At 44.9% G+C, this 23946-nt stretch carries 18 protein-coding genes; 3 read left to right on the top strand and 15 right to left on the bottom strand.

Features of this window, described 5'->3' with window-relative positions:
- Nucleotides 1-289: 289 nt before the first annotated feature.
- From ACE3K2_RS24575 to ACE3K2_RS24560, 4 genes are all read right to left on the bottom strand, one after another.
- The gene (locus ACE3K2_RS24575; RefSeq protein WP_421896149.1) at nt 290-1060 is read right to left on the bottom strand and encodes an AAC(3) family N-acetyltransferase; all 771 of its coding nucleotides are present in this window, start codon (nt 1058-1060) and stop codon (nt 290-292) included.
- A gap of 159 nt (nt 1061-1219) precedes the next feature.
- Entirely contained in the window at nt 1220-2638 is a 1419-nt protein-coding gene (gene araA, locus ACE3K2_RS24570) for an L-arabinose isomerase (RefSeq protein WP_421896147.1), read from the bottom strand.
- A 272-nt stretch (nt 2639-2910) separates the two neighbouring features.
- A complete protein-coding gene (locus tag ACE3K2_RS24565; protein ID WP_047840995.1) occupies nt 2911-3606 on the bottom strand; it encodes an L-ribulose-5-phosphate 4-epimerase in 696 nt (231 codons plus the stop codon).
- 1 nt (nt 3607) lies between these two features.
- Complete coding sequence (locus ACE3K2_RS24560) at nt 3608-5224, bottom strand: xylulokinase (RefSeq protein WP_421896144.1); 1617 nt, start codon at nt 5222-5224, stop codon at nt 3608-3610.
- A 440-nt stretch (nt 5225-5664) separates the two neighbouring features.
- Between ACE3K2_RS24560 and ACE3K2_RS24555 the strand changes: the two genes are divergently transcribed.
- Complete coding sequence (locus tag ACE3K2_RS24555; protein WP_421896841.1) at nt 5665-6756, top strand: GntR family transcriptional regulator; 1092 nt, start codon at nt 5665-5667, stop codon at nt 6754-6756.
- Between the two features lie 157 nt (nt 6757-6913).
- Here the strand turns inward: ACE3K2_RS24555 and ACE3K2_RS24550 are convergent, their stop codons facing one another.
- From ACE3K2_RS24550 to ACE3K2_RS24530, 5 genes are all read right to left on the bottom strand, one after another.
- Nucleotides 6914-7678 carry a leucine-rich repeat domain-containing protein gene (locus ACE3K2_RS24550; protein WP_421896142.1) on the bottom strand — a complete coding sequence of 255 codons (765 nt, stop codon included), beginning with the start codon at nt 7676-7678 and terminating at the stop codon, nt 6914-6916.
- Between the two features lie 275 nt (nt 7679-7953).
- Nucleotides 7954-9162, bottom strand: coding sequence for an ATP-binding protein (locus ACE3K2_RS24545; RefSeq protein WP_421896139.1), 1209 nt, complete (start codon nt 9160-9162; stop codon nt 7954-7956).
- Nucleotides 9163-9397: 235 nt separating this feature from the next.
- Nucleotides 9398-11251, bottom strand: a complete 1854-nt coding sequence (locus ACE3K2_RS24540) for a hypothetical protein (RefSeq protein WP_421896136.1) — start codon at nt 11249-11251, stop codon at nt 9398-9400.
- Nucleotides 11252-11262: 11 nt separating this feature from the next.
- The gene (locus tag ACE3K2_RS24535; protein WP_421896133.1) at nt 11263-13554 is read right to left on the bottom strand and encodes a glycosyltransferase family 2 protein; all 2292 of its coding nucleotides are present in this window, start codon (nt 13552-13554) and stop codon (nt 11263-11265) included.
- Complete coding sequence (locus ACE3K2_RS24530) at nt 13554-14648, bottom strand: GtrA family protein (protein WP_421896130.1); 1095 nt, start codon at nt 14646-14648, stop codon at nt 13554-13556. The genes ACE3K2_RS24535 and ACE3K2_RS24530 overlap by 1 nt, the downstream gene beginning before the upstream one ends.
- A gap of 237 nt (nt 14649-14885) precedes the next feature.
- On the opposite strand from ACE3K2_RS24530, the gene ACE3K2_RS24525 reads away from it, so the two are divergent.
- On the top strand, nt 14886-15608 hold the full coding sequence (locus ACE3K2_RS24525; protein WP_421896127.1) for a YheC/YheD family protein: 723 nt from the start codon (nt 14886-14888) through the stop codon (nt 15606-15608).
- 115 nt (nt 15609-15723) lie between these two features.
- Here the strand turns inward: ACE3K2_RS24525 and ACE3K2_RS24520 are convergent, their stop codons facing one another.
- The 4 genes from ACE3K2_RS24520 to ACE3K2_RS24505 all read right to left on the bottom strand — a co-directional run bounded on the left by ACE3K2_RS24520 (nt 15724) and on the right by ACE3K2_RS24505 (nt 19316).
- Nucleotides 15724-16056: a hypothetical protein gene (locus tag ACE3K2_RS24520; RefSeq protein WP_421896124.1), complete on the bottom strand. Its 333-nt coding sequence runs from the start codon at nt 16054-16056 to the stop codon at nt 15724-15726.
- A 311-nt stretch (nt 16057-16367) separates the two neighbouring features.
- Entirely contained in the window at nt 16368-16985 is a 618-nt protein-coding gene (locus tag ACE3K2_RS24515) for a hypothetical protein (RefSeq protein WP_421896121.1), read from the bottom strand.
- 171 nt (nt 16986-17156) lie between these two features.
- A complete protein-coding gene (locus tag ACE3K2_RS24510) occupies nt 17157-17702 on the bottom strand; it encodes a 50S ribosomal protein L25 (RefSeq protein WP_421896118.1) in 546 nt (181 codons plus the stop codon).
- Nucleotides 17703-18047: 345 nt separating this feature from the next.
- A complete protein-coding gene (locus ACE3K2_RS24505; protein ID WP_421896115.1) occupies nt 18048-19316 on the bottom strand; it encodes an L-lactate MFS transporter in 1269 nt (422 codons plus the stop codon).
- 217 nt (nt 19317-19533) lie between these two features.
- On the opposite strand from ACE3K2_RS24505, the gene ACE3K2_RS24500 reads away from it, so the two are divergent.
- Nucleotides 19534-20070, top strand: a complete 537-nt coding sequence (locus tag ACE3K2_RS24500; protein ID WP_421896112.1) for a PadR family transcriptional regulator — start codon at nt 19534-19536, stop codon at nt 20068-20070.
- A gap of 91 nt (nt 20071-20161) precedes the next feature.
- On the opposite strand, the gene ACE3K2_RS24495 is transcribed toward ACE3K2_RS24500, so the two are convergent.
- Nucleotides 20162-22285 (bottom strand): 5'-nucleotidase C-terminal domain-containing protein, encoded by a 2124-nt coding sequence (locus ACE3K2_RS24495; protein WP_421896109.1) that lies wholly within the window; start codon nt 22283-22285, stop codon nt 20162-20164.
- A 268-nt stretch (nt 22286-22553) separates the two neighbouring features.
- A partial coding sequence (locus ACE3K2_RS24490) for an S-layer homology domain-containing protein (protein ID WP_421896106.1) occupies nt 22554-23946 on the bottom strand: 1393 nt, incomplete at its 5' end.

Genomic DNA, 23946 nt, shown 5'->3' with positions numbered 1-23946 from the left:
ATGATTCTATGTGATTCTTATGTAAAACTTCAATAAACACCTATACTATACCGCTATGCAATCTTATTGGTTAATTTAACCATATCTTATCACACCACTTTAAGGGTGAGTAGCCCATACACTGGAAGTCAGACCAACCTCTGATCGAAATGCTGATCTATTTCTGATGATTTATGAATGCTTTTGAAGGTTTGGAGTGCAAACAGGAGAGTACATCATCTGCTCGGGAGGTATTAGAAATCATCAAGTGATCGATATTGAGCCATCCGGCTACCGGACGGCCCTTGTATCATTCGGTTACTGTATTTAGAGGGAGATTATCCGTGAACAGATCAGGATTATCCTTCAGCATCTCCGTGATTACTTCCGCCGTCTTAGCCGCATCACACACTCTTACGACTGCATCACCGAGTTTTCCTTTACGCATCGCGCCTTCACGAACCAATACCTCGTCTACTTTCCAGAAATGCTCCGACCATGGCAACCCACAATGTCTGCGGGACGGTATTGAAATCTGGCTTCCATCCGGTAAAACCGTATACAGCATCTCATGCTCGTCCGTCATTCTGCCAGGGATGTCCACCCACTCTTCTACCCCATGGATAAATGTATTCCGCTTCAAATCAACGCCTACTAATAAGATCGTCGCTTTCCGATCGAGCAGTTTCCCCCATGCTGAACCTCTAGCACATGGTGTGTCGAAGAGATGATCATCCTTCGTAAATGCCTCTGCGTCCCTTCCCAGTGCCGCTACCGAGTGCGTAGGGTGCCACGAACGAACCACACCCGGACGTTTACGGAAAAGTTCAGGCAGAATACCCACACAGCATACAGAATTTTCCACGTGGAACATTGGGTTATCCGCATTGATGGTAGACCATGTATGGGTGGGAAGCACCAGCAATCCGTCTTTCATATAATCGCTAAAGGCATCCAACACCGTGTCTGCCCCACCTTCAACCTCGCCTATACTTTTCATTGAAGAGTGAATAAGCACTGTACTTTGCCCATCCAATCCGAGCTGCTCTAGTTGCTGCATCAAGCTTTCTTTGGTATACATGTCCTTCCTCCTTCATTTCTTATCCCTTTTCGATGGAAAATTAAACCCATACTCAGCTCATTATCATGCTTCTCAGCATAACAAACAAAGAGCCGAGGGTTAACCCCCGGCCACAGAGAAAAAATTGTATAAGTTCAGGCAGTAGCTGCCAATCCACTTCTACTTAATAATAACGTACTCCAGATTCACCAGCTTCGCATATGTTACGATCTGGTCTGTTGTCAGGTTCAAGGATACCACCGTATGGTGACCGCCACCATTTTCGATCCATGCTTTTACCCCGTCCTGGAAGTTTGGCTTCACACTCCACAGAACACGTGCTACCGGCAGGTTAGGTGCTGGAACGGTTGGCTCAAATGCGGATACTTCGTTGATCAGCAGTTTGTAATGTGTTCCGAAGTCTGCCATGGATACTACGACACCCTCGCCTGCTTTGCCGTCGAACACAAGACGTGCCGGATCTTCGCGATCGCCAATGCCCAGTGGGGACACAATGATTCTCGGTTTCGTGCTGGCAAGTGTCGGATCGACTTCAAGCATGTGAGATTGCAGGATCGCTTCCTGTCCAGTGGCCATCTCGTATGTGTAATCTTCCATGAAGCCCGTGTTCTCGTTATGGGCCATGATTTTTAGCAAGCGATCCAGCGCAGCTGTTTTCCAGTCACCCTCACCGGCGAATCCGTACCCTTGCGCCATCAGGCGTTGCACAGCCAGACCCGGAAGTTGTTTCATGCCATGCAGATCTTCAAAGTTCGTTGTGAAGGCACTGTACCCACCTTCGTCCAAGAAACGTTTGATCGCAATCTCATAGCTCGCTTGCACACGTACGCTGGCTTCCCAAGCTTCCTTGCTGTTTGTGCCATAGTCGAATTCGTACAGGTCTTTATATTGAGCGATCAGATCGTCGATTTCCTGCTCTGTTACAGCGTTCACGTATTGCACGAGGTCGCCGATGCCGAAGTAATCAACCGTCCATCCAAATTGGATCTGTGCCTCTACTTTATCGCCTTCGGTTACACCTACGTTACGCATGTTATCACCGAAGCGAGCTACTTTGATGTTAAAGCTTTCATTATAAGCTACCGCTACGTCCATCCAGTCGGCAACTTGCTGTTGCACTTCCGGGCGCTCCCAGTAGCCAACAACGATTTTATTTTGTTTTCTCAGACGGGCATTGATGAAGCCATATTCACGGTCACCGTGAGCGGCTTGGTTCAAGTTCATGAAGTCCATATCAATGGTTGCCCATGGAATGCTTTCGTTGAATTGAGTTGCCAAGTGCAGCAAAGGTTTTTGCAGCAATTTCGTACCACGAATCCACATTTTCGCCGGAGAGAATGTATGCATCCATGTGATGACACCCGCTACTTCGTCGCGGTAGTTAACTTCCTTCATTGTGCTTGTGATTTTATCTGCGCTTACCGCCAGATCCTGCAATACGAGCGGGTACGGCAGTACGCCGCTTGCGTTGAGGGCATCCGTGATTTTCTGTGCGTTGGCTTTTACTTCGCCCAAGGCTTCTTCTCCGTACAAGTGCTGTGAACCGACGACAAACCAGAATTCTTTTGCTGCTGACATGTAATCATCCTCATTTCATTATTTTATAGTTGAACTAGTGGGTTTACACTAGCACACTGCGCAGCCAGAATAATCTTTCGATCGCTGGTTATCCCCGGATTTTTTTGATTCCCTTTTTTAAAGGGAAAATCCTGTGATAAAGGCGAACGCTCCGCTTCTCCAGCTTTCTTCTGTCTTCTCCGTTATCGTGTAAAAAGTATAGTTGAACAAGTCATTCCCACACTAAACCACTTGGAAGCCAGAACATGCTTCCAATCACTGTTATAGCCTAATTACTTCTGTCCGTAATACGCGTCTTTTCCGTGTTTACGCAGATAGTGTTTATCCAAAATGCCTTGCGGCAGTTCCTTGGCGAAGTTATTCAATTGGCGCGCATATAGGTTCATTTTGCACACTTCCTCCAGCACGACACTGTTCACCACGGCTGACTTGGCATCTTTCCCCCACGTAAATGGTGCGTGACCATGGAGCAGTACTGCAGGAACCGCCATAACATCAATCCCGCGCTGTTCAAACGTTTCAATAATGACGCGCCCTGTCTCCGCTTCGTATCCGCGATCCACCTCGTCCTGGTTCAGGAAACGTGCACAAGGCACCGCTCCATAGAACGTGTCCGCATGTGTTGTTCCCATTACAGGTACGTCCAGTCCGGCTTGCGCCCAGATGGTCGCCCATGTGGAGTGTGTGTGCACGATGCCGCCAATCTCCGAGTAATGCTTATATAGTACGGCATGTGTTGCGGTGTCCGAGGAAGGTCTCATCTCACCCTCCACCACGTTACCGTCCAGATCAACCACAACCATGTCGCTTGCTTTCATCACATCGTAGCTAACGCCACTTGGTTTAATGACGAACAGACCGCTTTCCCGATCAATTGCACTGACGTTACCCCATGTGAATTTCACAAGTCCGTGCTTGGGCAGTTCCAGATTCGCCTGGAATACCTCTTCTTTCAGTTGTTCTAACATGTTATTCCCTCCCGTTCTCTACCAGATGATCTACAGCTGATTGCTCAATTGTGAGCCCATTCCGGTACCGTTCGATAAATGCTTCAAACCCTTTCACATCCGATGCATCCGGCGCCACTTCGACTCCCTCAACATCGTTAAAGACCTTCTGCTCCAGGAACACATCCAGGCTCTCCTCTTGTTCCTTGTTGATCATGTACGAAGCCAGAAGTGCCATGCCCCATGCGCCGCCTTCACCAGCGGTAGACATTACCGATACCGGTACGTTCATCGCAGCAGCTACAATCCGTTGTCCGACGACAGGCGTTTTGAACAGGCCACCGTGGGCCAGAATACTGTCAATCGACACCTGCTCCTGCTCCGTCAAAATGTCCATGCCCAGCTTGAGTGCACCGAATGCACTGAACAGATGTGTCCGCATGAAGTTTGCCAGATTGAAGTTGCTTTCCGGGGAGCGGACGAACAAGGGACGGCCTTTCTCAAGTCCCGTAATGTTCTCACCGGAGTAGTAACCGTAGCTGAGTAAGCCGCCACCATCCGGGTCTGCCTCCAAAGCCTTGTTAAACAACACGCTGAACAACTTGCCGTTATCCACTTCATATCCCATCGCTTGAGAGAATTCACGGAACAGTCCCACCCATGCGTTGATATCACTGGAACAGTTGTTGGCATGTACCATCCCTACTGGACTGCCATCCGGCGTGGTGACCATATCAATCTCGGGGTACACTTTGGACAATTCCTTCTCCAGTACGATCATCGCAAATACGGATGTTCCCACAGAGATGTTCCCCGTACGTTTTCTCACGCTATTTGTTGCCACCATACCCGTTCCGGCATCACCTTCTGGCGGACAGAGCGGAATACCCGCTTGCAGATCTTGCGAAGGGTCGAGCAACTTGGCTCCCGCTTCCGTTAATGCACCTGCATTCTCACCTGCGAGATATACCTTGGGCAGAAGGTCCTCGACTTTCCATGGATAACCTTTGCCCGCGATCTGTTCATCGAACTGTTGGATCATGGTTGGGTGGTAATTATGTGTAGACTCGTCAATGGGGAAAATGCCTGAAGCATCGCCGATGCCAATCGCCTTATTGCCCGTCAGCAACCAGTGGATGTATCCAGCCAGAGTGGTCAGGTGATCGATCTGTGGCACATGCGCTTCTTCGTTCAAAATCGCTTGGTACAAGTGGGCGATGCTCCAACGTTCCGGAATATTGAATTGCAGAAGTTCGGTTAGCTCCCTTGCAGCTGCTCCCGTCGTCGCGTTACGCCAGGTGCGGAAAGGTACCAGCAGTTCACCCGCGTTATCCAATGCGATATATCCGTGCATCATGGCTGAGAATCCGATCGAACCGACTGTTCTCAGCGTGATTCCGTATTTCTGTTCCACCTCTTGCTTCATCTCACGATAAGCCGTCTGCAGACCTGTGATGATATCCTCCTGGTTGTACGTCCAATATCCGTCTTTCAGAAGGTTCTCCCATTCATAACTGCCTGACGCAATGGTCTCAAAACGCTCGTCAATCAACACCGCCTTAATCCGCGTTGATCCAAATTCAATCCCGAGTGAAGTAGCACCATTGGTAATGGCTTCTTTCAAGTCCTGTTGACTCATAATCACGTGTATCCCCTCTCCGGTCGCGATTTCACATCCCATAGGATGCATATATAAGGTGAAACTTCTACTTATGGCAGTGACTAATCACGATTTTGGTATAAAGGTGGTTCAAAAAATCTGTCTTCTTAAAAGAATGCGCTTTCCTTTTCTGACAGCCTTAGTATATTTTTTGTACGTACATTTGTCAATAATATATAATAGTTATACTTACAAAGAACACATATTGTACTCTATTTGACCATTCAAAGGTCTTATACGGCTATAAAACGGCTATGCTGTAAGGTACACCTCCATGAAAAAAGCCGGATATGTACGGTTTATTTCAAAAAATGTTCGGTTTTATTTGCTTCCCATCTGAATCATGCTAGAATATGTACGTACAACTATTGGAATAACGACGTTAATATAGATGAGTAACGATGAAAGAAGTGGACTACGTGAAGCCAAAATACCAGGTCATCATTGATGATATAAAAAGTCATATCCTTTCAGGGACATATAGCATAGGCGAACAGATTCCAACCGAGCTGGCATTACAGGAAAGCTACACCGTAAGTCGCCAGACGGTACGGAAGGCTATTTTGGAGTTATCTAATGAGGGATTTTTACGAAGCGAAAAGGGGTCAGGCACCTACGTTAGCAATCAGTATCGATCACGCTCAGGCGGTAATACATCCAAGAAAACGATTGGTGTGATCACGACGTACATTTCCGATTATATCTTTCCTTCCATTATTCGCGGCATTGAGAGTCGTCTGAATGAGGACAACTACTCGTTACTGCTGGCCAGCACCAATAATGATGTGGCACAGGAGAAAAAAGCACTCGAAATGATGCTCTCCTACGGTGTGGATGGCCTGATTGTCGAACCGACCAAAAGTAATCTCTATAATCCCAATATTGCGTACTACCTCTCATTCAAGGAGCAGGATGTACCGTTTACGATGATTAATGCGTTCTATGAAGAGTTGGAGGTTCCGTTCTTCTGCCTGGATGACGTGCAATCCAGTTATCTTGCTACACGGGAATTGATCGCCAAGGGTCATACCCAAATCGGCATTATTGCGAAAATGGATGATTTGCAAGGGAAATACCGAATGAAGGGGTACATCAAAGCGCTGGGTGAAGCGAAGTTACGGTTCCACCCGGAACAAGTACTTTCCTTTGATACCGCCTCAAAACCAGAGTTATCTTCCAATGTAGCCACGTATCTGGACGAAAACAGGGATTCGCTCACCGCAATCGTCTGTTATAACGACGAGGTGGGGCTGGAGGTCGTGCACGCTTGCAGGCAACTGGGTATCTCGATCCCGGATGAGTTATCCATCATTGGTCAGGACAATTCGTATATCGCCAAGAACGCCAACATTCGGCTCACCACGCTAACCCATCCCCAAGAACAAATGGGCCGTGATGCTGCCGACTGGGTAATCAAGAATTTGCAAGGCAAAAAAGATCTGCCAACGAACACCTACTATCAACCAACGCTGGTTGAGGGAGAGACGGTGAAGGAGATCGAAGTGGAGTAATATTGCTGTGGGACGGCCGGTAAGTTGTTACCGAGCGTTTCTGTCCAACACACTTAAAGAAGACCGCGAGAATATCTGCGGCCTTCTTTCTTTTTGTTCAATATAATGAGGGATTAACCTTTTCTTACATGTACATATACATCTTATCTAATCAAAACTACTTCGCCTGATCCGCTTCTTCGCTTACCAAACTTACAACGACGCCTTTCTTCTCCAGGTTTTTCACAACCTGCTCTGCTCGATCATTCAACGGATTGTTCGCCAAATATACCTCTGTCAGATGCGGGATGGTTTCGAGCACTGAAATATCCTTAATGAGATTATCTTCTACATAAAGATACTCCAAGGTCGGATGATTTTTTAAAGGTGTCAGATCCTGAATTTTATTATCATTCATAATGATCCATTCCAGCTTTAATTTCTGTAGAGGACTAAGATCACTCACCTGATTCCCACTGGCGAGCAGACTGGTCAGCTTAGGCATACTTTTTAATGGAGCCAGGCTTTTGATTTTGTTATTGTCCATAACCAGATTTTGCAGATTAGTGAGGCCTGAAAGCGGTGAGATATCTGTAATCTGATTGCCTTCAACAGCTAAGAACGTCAATTTCTTCAACTTGTTGAGTGGCTTAATATTTTTTATATTTTGACCAGGCAAGAATAGATCCGTCATATTAACGGCGTATTCAAGACCTTGCAAGTTGGAAATCTTATTTTTCGTTTCCATAGCATAGATGGATTTTAATTTTTTCAAATCGCCAGCCTTTATTGCCTTCTTAGCCGATAGCTTCAGATCTGCTCGAATCACTTTGGCCAAGACAGGGTCCTTAATAAGTGACGACGCAGCCAAAACGCTCGTTGCCGGTAATAATACAAAAACCATACATAAAACGATCAACCTTTTGATGAATTGATTATGCATATAGAATCTCCCTACATTATTTAATACTAGGAATATACCATGATCTGGAATAAATTACATGGGTATTATCTCATCCCTATTTCGTTCTTCATGCAAGTGGGGCCATTGTTTCTTTGGCTTCAGTGATTGCAGCACTGTCCAAGGTGTTCATCTATGTACTCTTCAGAGGAAACTGGTTCGTTCGGAAAAGGATATTCCTTCACACGCAATAGGCGAATAGCGGCAGTGGTGAGAAAGATCACTTTGTCCCAACTGTCGCTATCTCATTATTAAGCCTAATCGATTTTAAAGCGAATAGTCACCGAGGTGCCCTGCTCTTTCGCGCTCCGGTATTCGATATTCCCGTTATACTTTTCCACGATACTGTAACAGATCATTAAACCAAGTCCCGTCCCATTGGTTTTCAATGAATAAAACGGAGTCCCCAGCGACTTCAACTCTTCTTCTGTCATGCCGCTTCCCTGATCCGTTATTTGCATCTCCACCCACTGCTTCACTCGCTTCGCTGTCACTTGGACGGTCGTACCTGCATCCGAAGCTTCTAACGCATTTTTGATAAGATTAATCAGTAACTGCTTGAACTCAATGGTATTAATGAGAATTAGACAGCCCTCTTCCACCTGTACCTCTATATGTTTATTCGATAACATCGCGTAGGAGCTGAGCAGACCCGTTACTCCTTCAAGAACCTCTTTAACATCGACCTTCTCTGGCCTTAGTTCTCTATTGGGTTTGGCAAGGGTCAGGAATTGGGAGGTCACCTGCTCGACGGTATTCAGTTCATCAATCATTAAAGCAAACTTATTCCTCACCGGTTGCTCAAAAGATGTATCTTCTCGATATAACTGCAAGAAACCTCTTACAACCGTCACCGGATTTCGAATTTCATGGGCAACAGCAGCAGTTAAATGGGCAATCATTTTCAAACGTTCCGATTGCTGTAATTGTTCAAAATACAGTTGTTGCTTTCTCATCCGAGAAAAGGTCAGGTGAAAAATAAGAAAGAGAATGATTTGACTCGCCATAATATTAATAAAATTGCCTACCACATCCGTATGTAAATACGCATACTCGTTTCCTTGGTTATACAGAAGATTGTAGCCAAACGTAATGAGAATCATAATCCCGTTAAGAGTCAATGAGCAATAGAACAATTTCAGATCATAGAACAGGATGGCGAGGGCGGGAAGAAGACAGATGAGAATATAGGTGGTCCATGACTGGGGATATAAAAAAGCAAGCGTGTAGAAGTAAGCGAATCCAATCAGAATAATGCTTAATCGAAAGGGAAATGTCTCTACCTTTGGATACATCAATAAACATACCGACAGCACGGTAACACATAGACAATGGATCACATACCCCGCGGTAATCCCGTTCAACTCGGTCGTGGACAGGACTAATCCAGATAACATCAGAGCAATGATGGTTAGCATGGAAATGTAATACGTTTTCCGATTAATCGGGTTGTGCAGTTCCTTCATGAGTTCACCACTTTGAGATGGATTTAGACGTGTGGATACGGCCCCAACATAATATCATGGAAGCTTCTCTTCAATGCGGATTTCCGCTATCTACAAGTATCATTGTATCTTATTTGACGAGCACTAAAAAGCCATACGGATGATGTCCGTACAGCTTTTAAGTGTGTTTTTGCACACTCCTCCAATACGGGGCCTATCCAGTTCGACTGTCCGGAATACAACTTCACCCACTGACTCAAGTCAACGTAAGAACGATCTGATCGCCGAAACGGGTGATTTTGTAGATACCCTCTTGCATGTCGATGCCATAATGCTTTTTCAACAAATATTTTGCGTTGAGATCCGTTTCGACAACCACCAGATAATCGTAACTGCTCAGAAGGTTGTCCATATTATCCTCATAGAACAACACGATCCCGTCTACATGTGGAGCATACAAGAAATACTTCCCTACATATTGCATGTAATAGTTCGTGACCTGCTGGTCCTTATCTGAGGCGTAAAAGAGATATCGGTTGTTATCCTCCTGCCCACCTGGATACCACCGATCACCGGTAACCGCATGAATCTTGTAAGGGAGCGTTGTATCATAGCTTTTGGCGATAGACACGATACCATTGTATTCAGACAAGAGAATGGTGGCTGCAACCGCCATACACCCGATAATGCCTTTTTGATAATGACCTTTCGTCTTGACCGTCTTAAAGGATTGATAATCAGGCACTTCACCAATCCGATAGTGGAATGAACGCTCCAGATCAATCGCAGCGCACAACACCAACCCACCGGCGAACAGGACCACGATACTCGATGCATAACGTTCAAATCCTGCCAGGATAATAGCCTCATCGACCGGCATGGAGAAGAGATATAACGCCAGTATGCCTGCATAGTACAGTACCAGTACAACGTCCAACGCAATTAAAGCTTTCCATAAATTCCACTTCTTCTTGAGCACAACAACGGCAAATATCGAAGCTCCGATCGCGATAAGCTGGAAAACTACAATGCCGAGCACAGGCCTGGACGTGATATCCATGCTTGATTTCAGGAAGAGCGTCAGAATCTCCCATTTCTGTTCTCCCGTCTTGCCCGCTTTGATCACCGCGGCTGTACCCTCGAACTTGTTATCAACCCCTTGAAATACCGTCGCCATTCGCCAGCTCCAGCCGAAATACGGAAGGAATGAACCGCCAAGGGTACCCAGCACAGCCAGTCCGACTTTCCAGTTCGAGCGCTGCCCATTCCTCAGCCATGTATACACCAGGAAGATCAGGCTGATCGCGGCGAAAATAATCCCTGTGCTTTTGATGATCGTCAGCAATCCCGCCAGCGGAAGAACAACAATACAGGCCTTGTTGATCTCATTCCGATATTGGTAAATCACCGCCAGGATCGCGAGCGCGTAGATCGGAAGCAAGAAATCCACAAGCAGATTGGTGATCCGAATCGTAAGGTTGAAAAAAGAAAGCGTTGATAACCCGAGTCCGAGAAACGCGTACAGAAGAAAGCGTTTCTTCTCTGAAACGATACCAAACATGGCATAAAAACAGGAAAAGATAAGCAGACCTTGTGCCAAAAGCATCACGGACTGGGAATGCCCCATGAAGCGACAGACATAATAAATAAATGACGAAGTCCCCAGCGGATAGTTTTTAAAATCAATCAGGCTGGAGTCTGGTGTCGGAAAGGCATTTGTACTCAGCATCTGCTTCAAAACGATAGCCCAGTGCGAGAAATTATCGTAGTGTGTCAATTCATTTTGGAACAGAACCAGCAAAAAGATGAACGTTCCGCCCAGAAAAGAAAACTGAAATAACGAGAACAATACAATCGGCTTGGTCCTTTGTCGGATAGCTCGAACCAGCGTACCTCTAAAAAGAAACAAGCCTAGTATCAACACAATAATACTTCCAATAAAGAGCTGACCTGCCAAGCCAGCAAAATATACGATGCAGGCTATCACAGAAAACACAAATACAGGGATAAACTCCCACCGTAGTGCAAGTGTCTTCCGAACAAACTGCATATAACCAACAAAGGAGATTATCAATAAAACTCCCATCACAAATTGAAGCACAATGAGCATTATTATCTCCCCTAACCTTCTCTGGTGGAACGATCGGAATGTGGCTCAATCAGATCCGTCAGCAACTGCTCGATCAGGCCCTTCTCCACAATATCATCGATATTCTCCACCGAAAGGAGTACTTCGCGCTCACGGACTGTCGTTTTTCCCGTATGTTGCAGGATGACTTCAATATTACTCTTCGTATAAAAAGTAACGACCGCTCCTGCCGCAATATCACCATGAAATTCCTTCGCGGAGAAGAAACGATAATTGAAGCTGCGCAGCGTACAGCTGGCACCATTCGTGAAATGAACTGGAAGCTGAAGGGAAAGCCGCGGCATTTTCCGCTGATCCGATCTGGGTTGTACAATCCGTTTTTTCACATTACGTAACATATCGTCATAAGCCGTATCCCACATGTTCATCTGCTCTGGCAATGAGTGTTTACGGTCATAGATGATCTGCATGTATTGGCGGTTATCATTCTCATCGACTGGCTGAACCGTTGCGGAGTAACGCCAGCCCTCTCCATCCTGTTTCACATACACGATAACTGCATCGAGATTGGCTTCATATCGCTCGGTTTTGACAATCAGAGAGATGACCTTCTGCTCCGCCAAATAAATGGGATAAGGGACATAGAAGGCTATCCCTTGTTCGGATACATCCACCGTCTTGGCCTGATATCGCAGATTGTTGGCTTGGTCGTGAATCGTAACATCTTCCTGTGCCCGAATCCGTTCTGTCTCCCGATACGCACGACGGCCAATCATGAAGAACAAGGCGTAACATAGCGCGATCATGTTATGAACCAGCCAGAAAATAATGATACTGCTGAAGAACAGCGCGATCCCGTACTTACCGTTGACATACCGAATCACGGCTGCAATGGAGAGCAACAGCAGGAAGATATGCGGAAGTGCATATAACAGAGCAGACATCCATTGTCGACCGTTCGCTCTGCTTTTGTTGGTAACCTTGAATTTTTTCTCGCGAATGCCCACCGTTTCCAGGAGAACAGGCCAGATGAGATAAGGCATAAATATTGTATCGATAACCTGACTCCATCGCTGATTCCGAATATTGCTGGACAGATATCGCATGGATACACTGTAGAAGAAATAGGATGGAAGCCAGAATATTAAGATCTGCCAGAAGGTTGTGTTCACAATCTGGAAGTCGAATAACGCAAACAAAATAGGCGCCAAAATGAAAATCAACCGGTTAAAGAAGGACCACCAATATAAGAAACTGCTTAAGTAAGTCACTCTCGTCCAAAAAGGAAGCTTCCCGGATACGGGTGCACGCGTATTCTGCAGGCTCTGAATAATGCCCCTTGCCCAGCGAATCCGCTGCTTAATCATGCTCTTCACTGTTGTTGTTGTCTGCCCGGCAGCCTGAACCTCTTGCGTTGCATAGGTAATATAACCTTCCTGTTGCAAGCGGATGCTTGTCTCAAAGTCCTCGGTAATGGTATTCAGCGGAAAACCTCCGATGTCTTCCATACCCTGCCGGGAAATGATTGTATTACTGCCTGTATAGGCTACCGCATTGGAGGCATTACGCAGGATGTTCACTTCTCTGGAGAAGAAATCCTGTTCATTCGGAATGCCTTGCTCTGCATACAGATTAAACTGGAATAGATCCGGATTGTAGAAGCTCTGCGGCGTCTGTACCAGCCCAAGCTTGAACGTAGGGTCCATCTCATCATCTCGGCGAAGACGCCATTCCTCATTCTCCTTAATAAACGTGGAGAGCATGAAATAGGGTACCGTTTTCATCAAAAAGGTGTGCTGTGGAATCATATCTGCATCAAACGTTGCAATGAGCGGAGAAGAGCTTTTGCTCAGGGCATTGTTCAGATTACCAGACTTGGCATCCTTGTTTCCGGGGAACCCCAGATATCCCACACCAAACTGTCTGGCAAGCTCCTCCACCTCAGGTCTTGCTCCATCGTCACAGAGATAAATATGAACCTTCTGCTTGTCGGGGTAATCCATGAACGTACAGGCATTAACGGTTTTATATAACAGATCAACCGGTTCATTATGCGTAGCAATAAATACATCCACATCCGGATAATACTCCGGCGGAACGATTGGAAAGTCGAGCTGTGTACGTTCTTTTTGCATCTTCTGAAAGAATAATTCAAAGGTGGTCAGTACGGTGACCGCTTCAGCCAAAATCAGCAGTATACCGAAGATGACGTTCAGCACGCCTTCACCCCACGGCAATGTAAAGAACGTACGCCATACCAGATATATCGACATCAAAATCATCGTGATGATAAAAAAGATATTCTGTCTTTTTTCGTTTTGCACTACAACTGCTTCCTCCTTGCTGCAAATACCCATCTTCGCTGCAATTGGAAACTGAGCAGGAACAGCAAGGCATCACAGACGAATTTCGCCAATTTCTCATCTACGAAGAGAACGGTATGGAATAGATATACGCCGGTACTGGACAGCAAAATCACCACTCCACATAACGTCAGATAGCGCCATAGACTGCCCTGACTATCTTCCTTACGGAATACAAAGTGTCTGTTCAGTACATAGTTGACCACAATGGATATCACTCTCGCAATCACGGTTGCAAGCAGAATTCTTAGATAGTGCTGCTCACCAAGTACGGGCCGCAACGCGTCGATCAAAAACCAGGCAATACCCAGATCAACAACGGAACTCGCCACCGACGATGAAATGAACCGCAGGAAGTTGGAGAACAACACCCCCATGACCCGAGCACTATCCTGAATCGCTTTAAAATGAGTTCCCGCATTGCCATTTTCATAGATGACTTGGATGGGCATGGTATGAATCGGTATGCCGGATTGAATGCACGAGATGAGCATCTGAAGCTCATATTCAAATCGAATACCGCGCACATCCTGCATAAACGCAAGCAGCCCTGGACCAAATGCACGAAGTCCTGTCTGGGTATCGGATAGTTTCTTGCCATAGAGCATGGCAAAAATAAAGGAGGTCATCCGATTGCCGAACAAAGACTTTGGCGGTATGTCCCCCTCACTAAAATTCCTTACACCAAGCACCAACGAGTCTGGATGAAGCCTGGCTTCTTGAGCTATACGGTATACATCTTCCGCTGCATGCTGCCCGTCCGAATCGGCAGTAACCACAAAAGAAGCCGCTCCATATTGCTGTGCAATATAACGGAAGCCTGTCTTGAGCGCAGCACCTTTGCCCTGATTCTCCGCATGTCTCAGCAGCGCGCATCCGTTCTCTCCAAGTTCCTCGAAGATGGGCTGATATGCCTCACCCGATCCGTCGTCTACTATGACAATATTGATAAATCCATAGTCTCTCAATTGACGGACATAGGATAGAAGTCTCTCATCTGGTTCCAGCGATGGGATAAGGATGATTGTTCCGTCCTTTTGTTCAGTTGTCATCATCCTAATTAAGCCTCAATTCGACATATTTTCTCAAAATTCTGGTTTGAATATTGTGAGTATACCATCGTAGGGTTGGACAGTAAACGAACAAGTTTGCAATCTCGAATCTCCATGAACCTTGGTAAAGTATGCACTGAAATTCAGTGACTTTCCGCTCCAATTTAGACCAATGACAGCTTATATGGATGACTTATATAAATTAGAATGAGGTTAGACCCTTAAAAAGGCAGTGATCTGATGTTATTTCAACGAGACAAATGGTTGCAGTATCGCACGCTCCACAGTGTGCCCTTACTCGCCAAGCGGTTACCCGAAACACAGCTTCTTGAGAAGGAATCCTTAACAAACATGCTCCTACACTACCCAGGCTTAGTCCTGAAACCTTGCAATGGAAGCTATGGAAGGGATATCGTGTTCATTGAACGTCAGCGTTCCAACACCTATCGAATTCAGAATGAGAATCATACCATTACCCTGCTGAATACAGATCAGCTGCTTGAATGGCTCGACAAATCCTATAAAGATCGTACCTACATTGTCCAGCAACGCCTGCACCTGGCTCGAATCCGTAACAAACCGTTTGATCTTCGAATCATGGTTCAACGCAAAAAGGAAGCTCCATCGAAGTGGAAAGTAACTGGCGCTTATGCCAAGGTCGCATCGCGAGGATATCTAGTCACGAATGTGGCCAGCCGTACCTTACCTGCGCTTAAGGCACTGCAACTCGCACGTGTCGGAGGTCGAACTTTGCTGGTACAGGCAGAACGAACTGCACTCCTCGCTGCCAAACAATTGGCAGAACACAACCCCGATCTTAGACAGGTCGGCTTTGACATCGGAATCGACAATAAAGCTCGGATTTGGATTATTGAAGGTAACTATCAACCCGACTTGCGCCCTTTCCGACGCCTGAAAGATTCCTCCATGTATCGCCGCATATTATGGTATCAGAAGCATTGATTCGCCATTTCTAAATTTCATGATAAGAAAACGACTCGCCCTTAGTAGATTGGGCGAGTCGTTTTCTTTGGGTTGAAGGGGACTACAGCTCAGATTACGTTCGTATCCTTCATTCTTACTTCCGGCAACCTCGTCTCGGTGTACTTACTACACGAGTAACCTGGAAACGGTTTGGTCCTACCTGTATGATGGCAAACTGGCTGTAAGATGTGCCCGAGGACGTATATGGTTCAGCTTCGATGTTGCCACTCGGTGTTCTAACCGTTGCCGTAATTCTTGTCACCAAGCACACTCCACGTGAAGAAGCCTGCCAAGTCTCATCACGCTGTACCGCATAGTTGTCATCGCTGCAAAAGAGAGATGCATACTCTACTCTTCCTGTAGCATTAAATGGTGTGGAATTGTAAATTCGAACCGGGGGATAACTCCGAACTCTTCTATTTCCCATTCTCAAAACCTCCTTTATTTTGATAGTTTATTAGATGCAATGGATTTGGATTTGGTCAGGGATAGAAGTGGACAAGACCGAGAAAGTGTGTTTGTCCGATGGTTGAGAGAGGGGCGTTTGATGTCGTAACTCATACAAGGAAAACAAGAAAAGAACCACCCTTCACTGTACAAAGGTGGTTCGAGAATTATAGATCTACGGTTACTATCATTGTAACGAGCTAATCAAGTCGATATGGAATATCGTAGATGGTCGTAGTTCCCGAATACGGATGCTTCTGTTCTGCCGCCTCCGCCAACCATGCTTGCTACCTATTTGCCATGAATCACAAGCCCATATTTATTGAAAATCCAGGATTGGCTCAAGTCGTGCATTGCATCCTGGCTTATACGCACCGAGGGCTTCTGTTCCTTCATTGCATCGGTATCATGGACTGAGAAGCGAAGAGGTTTTGTCATTTTTTTGATAGAGTCTCTAATTTCATCGAAAAGCGCATAGGTTAGCGGCTTATGACCCCGGATATCCTCATATATATAGTATTTTCCTTTTTCATCTTCCAAATTAACTTGAACGCCTTTTGGAAAAGAAAGCATGATGCACGGCAGTTCATCCTCTGCCCAATGTCCGTGATATGGGAAAGAAACACCTTCATTTCTCACAAAAAATCCTGAACTTTCTCGATCGAACGCAACAGAAATGGAATATATAAAGAAGGGACGAACATCGTTTCTCTGTTCTCCTGTCACATAATACTGATAGAACGTCTGATACGCCTCATACACCTGACTAAGATCATGCTCTGTCCGGGCAGCATTGGTATGATGGAATTGCACCTGTCTCTGCTCGAAGAGCTGTAATAGACCTTTCAACTCTTCAGGAGTTATGAAAAACTTCAGTGTATAGAATCCGCCGTTCTTTAATTTGTCCATTTTTTTGGCCTACCGCCCTGTATATGTATCTTATTTCCATTATAGTGAGCACCTGTCCTGAGTCTACTTACTTTACATCTGGATTTTGCGAATGAAAGCACAAATTAGCCGTGCAGATTATTATCTGTACGGCTAATTTTGACTTATTCTAGTAGTTCATACTCGGTATCGTTAAGGTTTAACTACAGAGAGAAGAGATTCATTTCCCTCAGAGATCACCGTTACTTCTGTTGCAAATGTTGCATCACTTACATGTAGCGTTTCTCCAAGTTCCATCGTACTAATGTCAAATTCAATCGAAGTTGGCAAGTGTCTCGGCAAGGCCTCCACTTCAATAGAAGCTAATTGAACTTGCACGACTCCGCCCTGTTTTGTGCCGATCGGTGTGCCGTTGAACTTGACGGGAATTTTAGTGCGCATGATCTCATTCGTCTGCACCTGTTGAAAATCCACATGAAGCAAATCTCGTGTAACCGGATCACGTTGGAGGTCTTCCAACAATACGGTCAATGCGCCTTTCTCTTCAAACTGCAATTCAATAAAACCAGATGCTCCTTGCTTCAACCATTTTTGAAATTCTATTGTTGGAATATGAATCATCTGATTCTCCGTATTTTTGCCAAAGACAACGCCTGGAAAACGCCCGGATTTACGTAGATCCCTAAGCCGAGATGGATTTAATGGAATGCGGTTCTCCGCTTGAAAACGAGTAGTCATGCTATGTTCGCTCCTCTTTTATTAAATGATATTTTCACAATTTTCATACTCATCCAACCATCCCCTGTTGGGGCTAAAGAGAGAAACATAGCATCACCACCTCCATAACCGATCCAATTGAATTTAAAATACATTTAATGTAAGCTCCCATAATATACATGAAGGCACTCTACTCCGAAGAGTAGAATGCCTATGGGATGCCTCCACCCTATCATAGAAACATCAATTTGTCGATTTAACCTCATCATATGATCAAAAATGTCTGCTTCCTTATTCAAAAAACACACCCTGCATGGGGATATAGCAAATGGTCTCATACTCCTTATAGCTGATATATCGTAAACTTTAGATGATAACCTTCTGATTCTTATGAGCTGCTCTCTCCTGATACTTGACGACCCACTTATATACAAAGGTGAGAATAAATCCGGACAACCCCAGAATGGCTGCAATGACAAAGGCTCTTTGATAACTCCCGTCTGCACTGAATACATTTCTCATAATCGAAGGCCCGAAGTATCCTGCTATTGCGAATCCAATAAACATGATTCCATAATTCACACTATTATTTTTGGCTCCAAACTGATCGGCTGTAAATCCGGGGAATACTCCCATCAGGGAGCCAAAGCTCAATCCAATGGCAGAGATACCGATATAAAATGTCACAACATTGCTACCACCTGATAAATACAGCAAGATGAGTCCTGCTACTGATAAGAGCGAAGCGACTGCCAGCGTATTGATTCGACCAATTTTGTCGGAAATATATCCCGCAAGGATACGTCCACCCGTGTTAAACAGAGCCAAGACAGAAACAACGGTTGTCGCAGCTGCGGCAGACAGACCTACCATTTTCTGAGCTATAGGTGATGCTTGCGACGTACACATTAGACCAGCAAAAGCTCCGCTTATTAATATCAGAATCATGACGTAAAATAGCGGGCTTGCTAGCATCCCCTTCCAGTTCTTATCTGCTTTTAAAGATGAATTAACGTTGACTGTCTTAGGTGTCCAGCCTGACGGAACAAAATCGGATGGGCATTTTTCAATAAAGAAAGATGCGGCACAGACAATGACAAGAAATGAAGTACCCGTAACAAAGAATGCAGAGGTTACCCCAGAATTACTGATAAATGCATTGGCAATCGGAGGGATAATAACAGAACTTAATCCATACGCAGCCGTTGTTACACCGCCGACCAGTCCCCGTTTGTCCGGGAAAAACTTGATTGAGTTACTAATGGTGCACCCATAAACCATCCCTGTTCCCAAGCCGAGTACGATCCCATAAGCAAACACCAGAAATCCTACAGACGTTGCAAATCCGGACAGAATCATGCCGCCCCCGAATAACAAGCCTCCAATCAAAATGACTTTCTTCGGTCCAAACCTGTCATTAATCCATCCACCTGATATCATCGTAATTGGCCCTACCGAGTTGCAGATTGTAAAGGCAATAGCCAAATCCCCCGGAGTTAAAAGACGTCCTGTAATGCCGCTCAAATACTCTGCCATTGGTGCAGCAAATACACTCCATGCGTAAATCGAGCCGATACACAGATTGATAAAACAGCTTGCAATCAGAATAATCCATCTCTTTTTTGTCAGTTCCACTGAGATCTTTTCTCCCTCATGTTTATATTGTGAATTAATTCACTATCTTTCGAGTTAAATAGTACCACAGGCAAAAAATCATATCAATGAAAACATGTACATATTTATATGAATTGATAAACGTGTTCGTTCAAATCTGTATCTATATTAAGGTTCATTGGCTAGTTATGTTATAATTACAAAATTCATACGTATTTATCTAGAGAAGGTGGGCCTTATGAGAACTTTAAAATATGCAATATTAGGTTTGTTGTCTAAGGAACCCATGACCGGTTACGATATAGGCAAAGAGTTTAGTAAGGATTTGGGTGAATTTTGGACAGCAAAGCACAGTCAGATATACCCAGAGTTGAAAAAATTGCTGAGTGAGGAACTGATCGTGTACGAGATTCAAATTAGTGGAGAAATTCTGGAGAAAAAGCTGTATTCCATTACGGAAAAAGGCAAGCATGATTTTGTTCAATGGTTGAAAAAAGAAGAGCCTATTGAACCCACGCCCAAAGACGTGTTTCGGCTTCGAATGTATTTCTCTCATCATCTTGATGCTGCAACCCGATTACAGCTGGTGGATCATCAACTGATTCAACATCAGGAACGACTAACACATCTTCAACAAAAAAAAGAAAGATATAGTCAAATTCCTTCTGCGGACAGTGAGCATTTCGGAGATTATCTGGTGTTGGATTATGCAATTCAACGCGAAATGATAATCATTCAATGGCTGGAAAGCATTATCGCTTATTCTCACAAATAAAACTTAAAAACGACGAGGTCCATTCTCCTTCTTTGAATGGACCTCGTCGTTTATTTAATTGATATTTATTATGAATACATGAAGTTCAACATTATGAGGCTTTAGCTGCAACTGCCTTTTCAATTAAAGCTTTGGCATCTTTCGTAGTAAGACCTTGTTTAGGTTGAAGCGACTTTTTGTCTGTTCCACCCAGAATACCTTTGTCAATCAATTTTGCCATAGGATTAATTGCGTAAGCAGAGACGGATTTCCCATCCTCGAAAGCAGCAATAATTGTTGCCGCATTTGCTTCAGATGCCGGGCTGTTCACCAATTTTGCCAAAATCGTCGCTGCTTCTTCCAAAGTAATATCACGTTCCGGGTAGAAGTTCCCGCCGTAACCTTGAATGAATCCAGCTTGCGTAGCTTCAGCAATCGCATCTGCATAGGTCGCATTAGCCGCTACATCCTTGAATGCAGGTGCTGTCGTTACTTTGTTCAGTTTCAACAGGTCTACCAGCGCACTTACAAATTCAGCACGAGAGATGACCTCTGTAGATACAGGTGTTTCTGTTGGCTCGGTAGATGCAGCCAGGTTTGTGATACGTCCTTCATTTTTAGCTTCGATTTTACCGCCTTTATACGTATCTACGATGTACTGGTAGAATACATCCAGGTCGATCGGACCTGCCAAAGATGATTTAGCATCCAGCAGCACTTTATAGTTATCTCCACCTGCAGCCATAAAGTTGTTAACTACAGCCGTATATGTTTTTGCAGGATCAATCGTTGTTCCATCTTCAAGACTAAGACCCGTAACGCGTTCCGCGACCGGCTTACTGAAATCTGCAGTGTATTTCAAACCAGAGATTTGAAGTGTTTTGGTATTAGGTGTACCGTCAGCATTGGTACCCCATTGCTGCTGCAACAAGGTTTTAACCTGTTCGCCAGTCAGCTCCAGTTTCACTAAAGTATTGCCGAACGGTTGGATTTTCGCAAGATCAGCGAAGGTCACATCGCCTTGTGGCAGATCCGCACGAATACCACCTGGGTTCATAAATGCAAAGTCAGCAGCGCTTGCTTTATCACCAAAGTCTGCTTGACGCATTGCATCGGCAATCAGGTTTCCTAGAGGGGCTTCGTTATTATAAGCATCTGTACGAGTGACGGAACCATCTGTTGTACCTACTGGCTTCGTTAGCTCAGGATGTTTATCCAATGATTTTTTAATAATAGCCAACGTCTCAGGGTCTTCTTTTACACCTTCTTGGAAAGTCGTTGTAACCGTAGCTGATTTTTCAGTTACATCTCCGGTAGCAGGGTCAATCATCAATTTGATATCTTCAAAAGCCGTACCATAGGAATACGCTTGAACAATCAACTTTCCATTCACTTCACCGTTAGCCAAAGCATGATTATCGCCTGCAACGATAACGTCAACAGGGGAATCTGCTGGGAGAGCTTTTGCCAAATCAGCTGCTTCTCCAGTAGTTACGCCTTCTTTAGTCGTTGCCGGATCATGTGCCAATACAATGATCGTTTCTACACCTTTATCTTGCAACTCTTTCGCATATTTATTAACGGCTTCAACTTCTTCTTCTACGCTTAAGAAACGCACACCAGCTGTACCCGATGGGGATACTTTGGCAGGTGTAGACTTCGTTACTAATCCGATGAATCCAATTTTGACGCCGCCTACCTCTTTAATCACATACGGCTGGATCAATGTTTTGCCAGTAGCGGTATCAATGACGTTAGCATTGACGTAATCAAATTTTGCACCAGCATGAGTTACTTTACCTTCTTTTGGATCAAGGCCACCAAAGATCTGTGCTTTCAAAGCAGCGATACCTTGGTCGAATTCATGATTACCCAGAGACCCTACATCAAATCCCATCATGTTCATCCATTCCATCGTAGGCTCGTCACGATCCATAGATGAGACTGGAGCTGATGCACCAACAGAGTCTCCATTATGGAAGAGTAGGGAATGTTCATATTTTGCCTGAGCTTCTTTGAGATAGGTTGCTAGAATTGGAGCCGATCCTGCCTTCTTATCACCCACAATGGATGTCGTATCCAACTGACCGTGGAAATCATTGATTCCAATCAAGTGTACTTCTACATCGTTGCCTGCGGCAGAGACCGAGCCTGCTGCGCCCAATAGTTGCGTGAGTAACAGTGCAGCAGTGGCTACACGCAGTGTGCTTTTACCCAAAACTTTTTTCCAAGACATGAATGAAAAAACCCCTCTCCAATTTTAGATCCTGAGATATTTTACCATAGTTCAATTCACAAAAGTCATAGATTATATTAAATGTATGTAAAAAAGTTTGGTAGATTGATAGTGGAGATGCATGGTCACTACTGGATAAAACTAAAGACACCCTACAGGGTGCCTTTAGTTCCTTGATATAATAGCTCAGGAGCACTCAACCGCAAACGTATCTTTCACCCCAATGTCTTTACTCTCTATAGAGGTAAAGCTGTTTCTCGGTTAACTACTATTCTGCTGTGGTTTTATCTAACAAGTTCATTAATATAACAACAGCCTCTGCTCTGGTGGATGGTGATTTAGGATTGAAATCGTTGTTACCCATACCTTCGACAAGGCCAAGTTCCTTCAGCGCTGCCACAGATGTTTTTGCCCAAACAGGAATGGATTTCTCATCTGAAAAAGACGTTGCAGCATTGTCTTTAGTAGATACATTGAGCGCATTCGCAACCATCACTACCATCTCGGCACGTGTTATATTGGCGTTTGGCCGGAACGTGCCATCCGGATAACCGCTAAGAATGCCTTCTTGCACGGCTTGCGAGACTGCCATTTTGGCCCAAGCTCCAATTTCGGTTTTATCTGAGAATACCAGTTCCACTCCTGCTTTTTGTGAATTCAACGCACTCATCAGCATGACTGAGAACTCGGCACGTGTGACGTTTTTCCCCGGATTGAACGTTCCATCCGGATAACCGGTAATCATACCGCTGCTTAAAGCTTGTTTAATTCTTGCTTCTGCCCAGTGTCCCGAGATATCGCTAAAGCCAGTTTCTGTCGTCGGTTCAACTGGCTTATTCAAGATGGGCTTTCCGCTGGTTTTATCTACAACAAGGACTGCATACTTCGTAAAGTGATCGACCTCGACTGTGATTTGGTTCCCGTTTATAATACCTCCGTCCACTTTCTCCCATGCCTTATTCACTTCATCATAATAAAATACAGCTGCTGAATGATGACTCTCAAGTCCTGATGAATTAAATGCAAATGTCATTTTGACCGGCTTGAGGAAGTTCTCCTTGAAATTCTTCATAAGCTCAAATACCGAGCTGACCAGAATCTCTTTATTGGTTAGCAACGTTTCGGTATTCGGCACTTTATCAATCGATAATGTAAGTTCTTGAGGTGATCCCCCCGCTGGAATGGAGATTTGAATCTCTTTGCCCAAGCTAACCAACCCTGATTTATTCATTGGAACGGTTATTTTACCCGTTGTTGAAGTAACTGTATTGTCTATCGGAGCCATTGGTACAGAAGGACTGCTCGGACTTGTGGATTGTACGGGCTGTATAGTGAAAACGGAATACGAATTGGACTCCGTTATCCCCTGTCCTGCATTACCGTAACCATTGGACACTCCATTATTCTGTAGAGTGATAACGTTGATTGATTTGCTCACGTTAGCTTGAGGTGTTAACGTTGCTGTCCATGTCACACCCCCATCGGATGATTGAACAGCACTCAGTGTACCGTTTGCAACCGTCAGATCCGCATTATCGAAACCCGACACAGCCTCTGAGAATGTGATCGTTATCTGCGATGTCTTGCCAATGGTCAGTGTTGTATCGGCTACAACAATCGTCGCCGTTGGCCGGGTGGTATAGACCTCATAATTATTCGAA

The organism is Paenibacillus sp. (genome assembly GCF_048976745.1).
Lineage (GTDB): Bacteria > Bacillota > Bacilli > Paenibacillales > Paenibacillaceae > Paenibacillus.
The sequence above is the reverse complement of the archived record's forward strand: the minus strand, read 5'-3'. Positions and strand labels throughout refer to the sequence as shown.